Annotated in this window: 8 protein-coding genes and 1 pseudogene; 2 read left to right on the forward strand and 7 right to left on the reverse strand. The window is 53.7% G+C overall.

Annotation, left to right across the window (positions count from 1 at the left end; translation table 11 throughout):
* The 3 genes and pseudogenes from TX82_RS12110 to hemB form a co-directional block, all read right to left on the reverse strand.
* Positions 1-431 (reverse strand): annotated as a pseudogene (locus TX82_RS12110) (hypothetical protein); the annotation flags it as partial.
* A gap of 4 nt (positions 432-435) precedes the next feature.
* Positions 436-1,086: a helix-turn-helix domain-containing protein gene (locus tag TX82_RS15390; RefSeq protein WP_005010998.1), complete on the reverse strand. Its 651-nt coding sequence runs from the start codon at positions 1,084-1,086 to the stop codon at positions 436-438.
* A gap of 142 nt (positions 1,087-1,228) precedes the next feature.
* On the reverse strand, positions 1,229-2,203 hold the full coding sequence (hemB, locus tag TX82_RS12120; RefSeq protein WP_005010999.1) for a porphobilinogen synthase: 975 nt from the start codon (positions 2,201-2,203) through the stop codon (positions 1,229-1,231).
* A gap of 402 nt (positions 2,204-2,605) precedes the next feature.
* On the opposite strand from hemB, the gene TX82_RS16375 reads away from it, so the two are divergent.
* Positions 2,606-3,376, forward strand: a complete 771-nt coding sequence (locus TX82_RS16375) for a hypothetical protein (RefSeq protein ID WP_005011000.1) — start codon at positions 2,606-2,608, stop codon at positions 3,374-3,376.
* Here the strand turns inward: TX82_RS16375 and TX82_RS12130 are convergent.
* The 3 genes from TX82_RS12130 to TX82_RS12140 form a co-directional block, all read right to left on the reverse strand.
* On the reverse strand, positions 3,322-4,524 hold the full coding sequence (locus TX82_RS12130; RefSeq protein ID WP_005011004.1) for a radical SAM family protein: 1,203 nt from the start codon (positions 4,522-4,524) through the stop codon (positions 3,322-3,324). The two genes, TX82_RS16375 and TX82_RS12130, sit on opposite strands and share 55 nt — an antisense overlap.
* 30 nt (positions 4,525-4,554) lie before the next feature.
* Positions 4,555-4,890, reverse strand: coding sequence for a hypothetical protein (locus TX82_RS12135; protein WP_005011006.1), 336 nt, complete (start codon positions 4,888-4,890; stop codon positions 4,555-4,557).
* Positions 4,891-5,615: 725 nt separating this feature from the next.
* Positions 5,616-5,981, reverse strand: a complete 366-nt coding sequence (locus TX82_RS12140; RefSeq protein ID WP_005011016.1) for a DUF2062 domain-containing protein — start codon at positions 5,979-5,981, stop codon at positions 5,616-5,618.
* 77 nt (positions 5,982-6,058) lie between these two features.
* On the opposite strand from TX82_RS12140, the gene TX82_RS12145 reads away from it, so the two are divergent.
* Positions 6,059-6,847, forward strand: coding sequence for a biotin--[acetyl-CoA-carboxylase] ligase (locus tag TX82_RS12145; RefSeq protein WP_052338268.1), 789 nt, complete (start codon positions 6,059-6,061; stop codon positions 6,845-6,847).
* 7 nt (positions 6,848-6,854) lie between these two features.
* Here TX82_RS12145 and TX82_RS17215 read toward each other — a convergent pair whose 3' ends face one another.
* A complete protein-coding gene (locus TX82_RS17215; protein WP_371828208.1) occupies positions 6,855-7,037 on the reverse strand; it encodes a Slp family lipoprotein in 183 nt (60 codons plus the stop codon).
* Positions 7,038-7,101: the final 64 nt, after the last annotated feature.

Raw genomic sequence — 7,101 nt, forward strand, 5'->3', positions numbered from 1 at the left:
TGGGTGAGCAGAACCTTCTGCCAGTTTTTATCCGCGTCGATTTCGATGAGGTCGTACGACGGGATCAGGTTCTTTGCCCACTGCCCCGGAAAGTCGTAATACAACTGCACGAACTTGCGGCGCGACACCACCTGCGGGCTGGAGGGAGACAACTTTTCGAACAACTCCTTGAGCGACTGGATGGATTCCGCAGACCGCTCCTGAATGTTCAGGCTGGACAGAAGGGATTCGATTTTTTTCTGCGCGGCGAGATTTTCACGATCACGTTCCCACAACCTGCCAAGCTGGGGACGCGTGTGGTTTTCCCATTTCAAATAATAGCCAACGGCCTTCTCAAAAAGGTGGGTGGTGATTTCCAGGAAGCACAGCACCACCAGAATAGAGAAAAACAGGCCGACATTGAGGTTTTCCCTGATTCCCGTATTTTTCAAACGGTCATCTCACGGTGATTTTGGGAGCGGATTTGGTGATCTTTTTCAGACGGTCGATCTTTTCCCGCAGGAGTTTCTTGTCCTCGCGGGTGCGCCCCGGGCGACCTCGCTTTCGCGGGCGGTTGAGACGTGTTTTTTTCACTATCGACTGTGGCTCGTCCGCCAGGATCTGGGCTTCCGGAAGAGCCTTGATCACATCCGTGCGAACCGCCTTAGTGGATGCGGCAGACGGTTTAAATTGACTCTCGATGTTTTTCAGGCACCGGTTCTGCTCGTCCGTGGACATCTTGCGGAACAGGGACAACACTTTCTTCTCCGATTCATCAATGGTGAGCAGGGTTTCGCGCGCAGGCTTTTTGAACACGATGTGACCGGTACGGAAGTTCGCCGATTTGACCACTGGTGGATTCATGTCGAACGTTTCCAGGTCGACCGGGGTGATGTTGAACCGGTCCACTTTCTGAGTCAGCAACTGCTCAAGGGAAACGTTTCCGAGCCTCGCCATTTTCACAAGGATGGAAACCGGGGCGTCGCGCTCTCCCGCTTCATAACGGACATAGGTGCGAAAACCCACCTTCAGAATGTCCGCCATCGCGGATTGAGTGCACTTCAGTTCCTTGCGGATGGTCCGCATATTTTGCGCCAGAATGGACATAATAAAAACTCCTTTCTCCAGCCCCACTTTCCCATTATATATTTTGCGCTAAGTTTTATCAAAACAGATAATTAAGGGAATGGCGCCTGTGCCCTCCCGGTGACGGGAACCGCGACAGGGCTGTACGGGAAAAAGGGGAAATTCAACCGTTCAGGAGACGGGCGGCAGGCATGGCGGAGTACGTCAGGATCATCTGGGCGCCCGCACGCTTGATGCTGAGCAGGACTTCCAGCATCACTCGGTCGCCATCGACCCACCCTTTTTCGGCGGCGGCCATCAGCATGGAATACTCACCGCTCACATTGTACGCGGCAAGGGGAACCGGAAAGGTGTCGCGTACCCGGCGGATGATGTCCAGGTAGGGCAGTGCAGGCTTGACCATCAGGATGTCCGCACCTTCCTCGATATCCTGCTCCACCTCGCGCAGAGCTTCGTCGCTGTTGCCGGGGTCCATCTGGTACGACCGCCGGTCGCCGAACTGGGGTGCGGAATCCGCCGCTTCGCGGAACGGTCCGTAAAATGCCGAAGCGTATTTGGCGGCATAAGACATGATGAGGGTGCTCTGGTGGCTGTTTTCGTCCAACGCCTTCCTAATGGCCTGCACCCGCCCGTCCATCATGTCAGACGGGGCCACAATGTCCGCGCCGCAATCGGCGTGCGTGAGAGACATGCGGGCCAGCAACTCCAGGGTGGGATCGTTGACCACCTCGTCGCCTTCCACCAGGCCGCAATGACCGTGATCGGTGTATTCATCGATGCACACGTCGGTGACGACCACCATCTCCGGCACTTTGGATTTGATTTCGCGTATGGCCCGCTGGACCACGCCGTCGGGATTGTACGCCTCGGTGCCCTGAGCGTCCTTGTGGTCCGGGATGCCAAACAGGATGACCGCGGGAATGCCCAGGGAATGCGCTTCCTTCACTTCTTGCCCAAGCAAGTCGATCGACAGGCGGTCGATGCCCGGCATGGACCCGATGGGCGTGCGCACGTTTTTGCCCTCGCACACGAACAGCGGCAGGATGAGGTCGTCCGGCGTCAGCACGGTTTCGCGCACCATGCGCTGGATGGCGGCCGATTTGCGAAGCCGACGGGGTCTGTGAATGGGAAACGGCATGCCAGATGAAACCTTTAATAAAAAACAGTTACAGAACGGTCCTTAAAAGCAGACGATCTTATCATTATCCCCCAATTAGTCAATAATCTCCCCTGCAAGATGAAGCTGCTTCGAAAGCATCCGCCGGATGCAGCAATTGCATGCAGAGGCTCTCATGTCCCTGTCAAAATTTACCGGGGGAGGTCAACAATTTTGCCGTTAGCCGATGGATTGCTTGACACCCGGCACCCGGCCCTCTTTCGTCTCCGAAATGGACCGCCCTTCTAACCCCTTTCATATAAAGGTGCTGACCAACTCGATTGAAAAGTTGGGAGTTGTGGCATGGGTCTTGCTTTAAGAGAGACAGCCAATCACATTGCAATACCCGACTGCCAATCGGGCAAAGGAAGGAGGGGTCGTTTTATGGACACCGAGGATTCTTATCTGGATGAGGTATACGAGCGTTTCAACCAAGCCATCATGAACGCCATCGTCAATTCCGAGGAAATCCGCGGCATTCTGAAAGAAATCGGCGGCAAGGGATACATCAACGAGTCGTCGGTCTTCAATCTGTTTCTGAGTCTGGAGGAGCTGGATGAATACATCCACTCCAGTCCTCCGGGGTCGGTCGCCGACCGGTTTCCGGGAAGCATGGAAGGTGTGGGGGAAAAACCCGGCCCGAACCACGGCGAGGACACCACCCCGCCTGCACAGCCGCAGGTGGACGGACGCCGACTGACGGACACGGAACTCCGTTACCTGGAATACGCCATGCACCGCTTCGATGAGAAAAGCTGGCTGAAAAAATCCGCCTTAAAATGTAACGAAGGCTCCGCTCCGGATTCCGGGGCGCAGTCCCTTCACCCCCGCACCGCTTCTTTAAAAATCGTGGCATCGCAGGATACATACTTGATCTGGCGCATGGGCACGATCAGCACCTCGTGGGTGGTGGTGATTTCCAGTACTTCCAGGTCATCACTGACAAAATGTTTTTGCGTGTCTTCCAGCACCAGTTCGCTGTTGTCCACAAACACCACTTTCAGCAGATACCCCATGTTTCATTCCCCCTGTAACCACTTCCCGCAAGAAACGGGAAGCCTCCCTGTTTACCCAACGCCCCCATTGGGACCCTACGGACTTCAGTTTGGAAGCGGCACCGCCTCCACCTTTTTATGCAGAGGGTTGCCCAGGTAATCCTCCACATAATTTTTAAGATACCCCTTTTCGTACAGTTTCTTGTTGGACACCTGCGTGTTGACCTTGTGCAGGATCCGGAACCGGGTTCGCGGAAACCAGCTTTTGAATTCGTCGAACGTGACGCCGGAGATGTCCCTTTCCCCGCGTGAGGGATGCTCCATGATTACCTTGGGAATATAAACCCGGGTCTCGTGGGTCAATCGTTTGGATATATCGTTGAACGTGAGCAGGGTCGAACAGTCCGAGTCACCCCCCAGGGTGTCGTTCGGCACATACAGGAAACGCGCCCTGTGCCGGCGGAATGTCTGGAGAATGCGGTACACGCACCCGGAAACAACCACATGATCGTTTTTCTCCAGTTCGCAGGCGTCGAAGGTTTTGAGAATTTTATTGCGCGCGAGAAAGGTGGATATGTAAGGCTCGGTGTGGAGCATCTGCGTGTTCGGCAGATCGGCGTAATAGATTTTGCGGCTTTCCTCCGCCAGGTAGTGTCGCCCCTGACGCATGAGGTGCGACGTTTCCCGGTCGATGTATTTGAGTGGGGTGAGACACCCCATCCACAGCAGGCAGTTTTTGTTGATGCGGGAAATGGTCTGCGCGTCTTCGGACATGGTGTTGGGTCCGAAGGAATAAAAGTTGGCGGAGGTGACGGCGGGCCCGTCCAGAATCTTCATGAGCTGGCGCACGGTGGGGCCATGCGGCAGAAGCTTTTTGCGGTACTCACCCAGGGTGATGACAGACAGTTCGAAGCTGATGCGCCCCGGGTAACGCTCGGCCAGGCGATGAATGCGTTCCGGTTGGACAAAACCAACCGTAAAAAACGTGACGCTTTTATCGGTCGTGTCCAGAAACTCTTGCAGCCAGTCCATCACCCGGGGATGCAGGAAGATGTCCGTCCATTCCATGTATTCATTGCCACCCAGAAGCCAGGAATGGCCCGGGCGTGTCGGGATCCTTTTAATTTCTTCAAGGATATTCTGCCACTGTTGCTCCGTGGTGCGGGGCACATCGACGGTGGGGCGGTAGCTGTGATCTTTTTCGTAGCAGAATGTGCACTCGACCGGGCAGGTTTTGCCCAGACTGAGAGGAATCTTGCCCTCCCGTATCTCCTGGCGGAGGACATCGTTCAAGATTTGCTGGTCCATAACCAACTTCCCTTAAAAAAAGGAAGAGGGTTATTCTTCATCCCATTTTTCGAACTGTTCTTTCAGCGTTTCATCCAAAGGCACGGCTTCCCGCTCATCCGGGTCCAGTTGATCCACCATCATTTTTAAATGATTGGTCGCACACCCCATGTAGGCGAGGCTTTCCTGAACCAGCTTCACCGACATGGCTTTCAGGCGCTTGGCCAGTTCATTCAAGTGTTCTTCATCAATGGGGCGAATGGAAGAGGCTTTTTTGAATTCAGCGATCGCTTCCTTGTACTTCTGCTCCCGGTGGTACTGATACCCTGCCTTGAACAGTTCCTGGACCTCTCTCACTTCTTCTACGGTAACGGGATCTTGATCCATATCCACTTGAACTCAGCTCACCTTTTCTAGTTTGGTTACAATCGGGTCCAGCGGCCCCAAGACCGCCAAGGATGGAAACAACCCTGGAAAACGGTCTTATTCTATCAAAAGGGCTGCTTTTCGTGTCAAAAATTCAGTGGACCAGACGCACCTTGGGAATCGGGTTTCAAACGGGAAAGTCCACCGAGCTTGGAAAGGGAAGAAAGAAAGGCAGTCCTACCCCAGACTTTGGGCCTTCAACGTCCAATAAGTCAAAAACGGGTCAGGGAGCAAAACTGCCTGGATATTCGAATCACCTTATATCTATCCGGCTGCTGGGAGGGAGGCCTGTTCGGCCTGAAAATCCGGCTCGAAATTACTCTTTGGGAGGAGCTTCCTTGTCCTCATAATAAGATTGCTTACAAATACCATGCGGACAGGGCCCCTGGGCATTTTCACACCCGGACGCCGCAATGGCGAACATGCTCAACATCAAGAAAATCACCAGTTTTCTCATTAATGTTCTCCTCAATAAAGACTTGCTGGCTTGCATGCCTGAGATGCAATTTAGAAATAGGTTTGTATCAATATTTTGATAACAATTCAATCAATTTTTTCAAAGATTGGTGGATTTTTTCGTTTCATCCTGTCCAGCTGCCTGCGGGCCCGCACAATCTGCAAATGCGACTTGGTATCGATGCCGAGAACGACGAAATATCCGATAACAGCCAGAATAACCCCTACAATCACTCCCCCACCCAAAGCGAAGCAAATACATCCGGTCCCATCTCCCACAAACTGCCCCAGGACAGGTTTTCCAGGTATTCCTGTTTGAACGGGCGGTTCAGAATCACCGCCCCCAGATAATAGGTCCCAGCATAGACGAAAGGAGCTGTGAGGGCGTTGGTGACCTGCACCCCGATCAGGGCGCACAGCTTGCTGACCCGAAAGAACGCGGCTGTCACGAAACCCAGAGCCATCTGGAACCCAAACGTGGGCGTCGTGCTGATGAACAGACCCAACGCCATCCCCCATGCCAGCTTTTCGGGGCTCGCCTGCAACCGGATAAACCGATAGTAAAAATATTTGCAGGCTCTTTTAATGGATTCCATAGTTCTTTTGGAATATACAAAAGGGTGGGACGTGCCACCCGGTGGTCATTGAACCCCTCATTCTGGGAAAATCTGCAATGCCTTACTCACAGGAAGAACTGGATGCGATTCAAAATCAATTGCAAACCCTTCCCTGGGCCGGGAAAATTATAGCTTATGATCAGGTGGATTCCACCAACGATCTCGCGAAAAATTTGCTGTTTCAGGGTGCCGAAGAAGGCGCCGTCGTCCTCGCGGATTCTCAAACCAAAGGCAAGGGGCGTCTCGGCCGCAGTTGGTATTCCGAGCCGGACACGGGGCTCTACTTTTCACTGATCCTGAAGCCCACACTCGACCAAGACGAGATTCCCCACCTGACCCTCATGGCGGCAGTGGCCGTGGTGGAAGCCCTCAACCAGATTGACTCGCAGAACGCCACCCTCAAATGGCCCAACGACATCCTGCTTAACAACCGCAAGCTGGGCGGCATCCTGTCAGAGCAAGTGGTGGATGGCCCGCATCCCGGGGTGGTCATTGGCATCGGCCTCAATGTGAGTCAGGCCGGGTTTCCTGAGGATATCGCCGGTCTCGCCACCTCCATACTGATTGAAACCGGAACTCACCCAGCCCGTTACGAATTATTGATCAATATTATTAGAAATTTATATAGCTACTATCAGATTTTACTTGAAGATAATGTAGGGCTTATCTTATCCCACTGGAGGCAGAACACACGCATGCTGGGCACACCCATTCTACTCCGGCACGGCAACCGGACTCATTCCGGCATCGCCATGGATCTGGATGACGATGGCCGGCTGGTGGTGCACCTCGATTCCGGAGAGGAGATCGCTTTCGAAAGTGGCGAGGTGACGCTCCGCCAGTAGTTAAACCCTAAAAGGACCCTGAAGCGCCCCCATAAAAATTAACCCTTGGCGGACTGGGCTGCTTCCATTTCGGCCACAGGTGGTATTCCTCGACCTGGATCACCGGATAGGTGTAAGTGGTAAAATCCAGTGGACGCATCGTTTCGTCTGTCACCTTGCCCGCTACCGTGATCTCCCGTTTCGGTTCCAGCTTGTTTTTTTATCGATTGCCTCGATCCTGGCCAGAAAACGGCCCCCGGTATCATCCCCCATCT

Origin of the sequence: Nitrospina gracilis 3/211 (assembly GCF_000341545.2) — a bacterium.
Classification (GTDB): Bacteria; Nitrospinota; Nitrospinia; order Nitrospinales; family Nitrospinaceae; genus Nitrospina; species Nitrospina gracilis.